Raw genomic sequence first — 493 nt, 5'->3', positions numbered from 1 at the left:
TCGGCCAGCTTCTCGGCCACCTTCCCGACGTTGTCGGCGGCGTTCAACGCCACCCTGAGCGCCGCGCTGTCGGGCAGCTTGCCGGCCTTCCAGGCCAGCCTGTCGGGGTTGAGCGCGGCGTTTAACGCCGCATTGAATGCCGCGCTGTCTGGCGCCCCCGCCCTACAAGGCGCCCTCAACGCCTTGATCACGGCAGGTCAGAACTTCGCCGCCGGATTCAGCGCCATCTTCCCCGCCCTGTCGGCCAGCTTCTCGGCCACCTTCCCGGCGTTGTCGGCGGCCTTCAACGCCACCCTGAGCGCCGCACTCTCGGGCAGCCTGCCGGCCTTCCAAGCCAGCCTGTCCGGCCTCAGCGCAGCGTTCAACGCCGCGTTGAGCGCCGCGCTGTCGGGTGCCCCGGCGCTACAAGGCGCGTTGAGCGCTCTGGTCACGGCGGGGCAGAACTTCGCGGCGGGCTTGAGCGCGGTCTTCCCCGCCCTGTCGGCCAGCTTCT

The 493-nt window shown here is 70.4% G+C and carries 1 protein-coding gene; it reads left to right on the top strand.

Annotated elements, in window-relative coordinates:
• On the top strand, window positions 1-493 hold a 493-nt coding region (locus BST12_RS33130), incomplete at both ends, for a hypothetical protein (RefSeq protein ID WP_425437437.1).

Source organism: Mycobacterium angelicum (assembly GCF_002086155.1).
GTDB lineage: Bacteria > Actinomycetota > Actinomycetes > Mycobacteriales > Mycobacteriaceae > Mycobacterium > Mycobacterium angelicum.
Note: the sequence above shows the minus strand (reverse complement) of the source record. Positions and strands in the feature narration are given on the sequence as shown.